We start from the raw sequence: 1,202 nt of genomic DNA, 5'->3' as shown, positions 1-1,202 counted from the left end.
CACGTTCCTTCAGCTCTGGCAGTGCAGCCGTATTGCCGTCGGCACCAGCGATCAAGGTCTGCGCAATGATCTCCGCAACCTCAGCGAACGCAGCCTCGGAGAAGCCGCGGGTCGCCAATGCCGGAGTACCAATGCGCAAGCCCGAGGTGACCATCGGCGGACGCGGATCAAACGGAACCGAGTTGCGGTTCACCGTGATCTCCACCTGCGCCAAGAGGTCTTCAGCCTGCTGGCCATCCAACTCGCTGTCACGCAGATCCACCAGCACCAGATGCACATCGGTGCCACCAGTCAGCACGCTGATGCCCTTGGCAACAACGTCTTCCCGGGTCAAACGCTCAGCCAAGATCTTCGACCCAGCCAAGGTACGCTCCTGGCGCTCCTTGAACTCCGGCGACCCAGCAATCTTGAACGCCACCGCCTTGCCAGCAATCACATGCTCCAACGGACCACCCTGCTGGCCAGGGAACACCGCCGAATTCAGCTTCTTCGCGATCTCCGCATCATTCGACAGAATGATGCCGCCACGCGGACCAGCCAACGTCTTGTGCGTCGTGGAAGTCACCACATGCGCATGCGGCACCGGCGACGGATGCAACCCGGCGGCCACCAAGCCAGCGAAGTGCGCCATATCCACGAACAGGTACGCGCCCACCTTGTCGGCAATCTCGCGGAAACGCTTGAAATCCAGCTGGCGAGGGTACGCCGACCAGCCGGCAACAATCATCTTCGGCTGGTGCTCGACCGCAAGGCGCTCCACCTCATCCATGTCCACCTGGTAGGTTTCCTCATCCACACCGTAAGGCACGATGTTGAACAGGCGGCCCGAGAAGTTCAGCTTCATCCCGTGGGTCAAATGCCCACCGTGGTTCAGGTTCAGCCCGAGGACGGTATCGCCCGGGCGCACCAGCGCGTGGTACACCGAGGCGTTGGCCTGCGCACCGGAATGCGGCTGCACGTTCGCGAACTTCGCGCCGAACAACTCCTTGAGGCGCTCGATCGCCAACGTCTCGATGACGTCGACTTCTTCGCAGCCGCCGTAGTAGCGGCGGCCCGGGTAGCCCTCGGCGTACTTGTTGGTCAGCACCGAACCCTGCGCCTGCATGATGGCCTGCGCGGTGTGGTTCTCCGAGGCGATCATTTCCAGGCCGCGCTGCTGGCGAGCCAGCTCAGCGTCAATGCGCTGCGCCACCTCCGGGTCC

Annotated in this window: 1 protein-coding gene; it reads right to left on the bottom strand. The window is 62.9% G+C overall.

Translation table 11 applies throughout. From position 1 onward, the window contains the following. Positions 1–1,202 (bottom strand): serine hydroxymethyltransferase (gene glyA, locus ANI01nite_RS16605; RefSeq protein WP_141359367.1); only part of this gene is annotated, 1,202 nt, incomplete at both ends.

It is taken from the genome of Glutamicibacter nicotianae (assembly GCF_006539525.1).
Taxonomy (GTDB): Bacteria; Actinomycetota; Actinomycetes; order Actinomycetales; family Micrococcaceae; genus Glutamicibacter; species Glutamicibacter nicotianae.
This window is presented reverse-complemented; position numbering and strand designations above follow the sequence as displayed.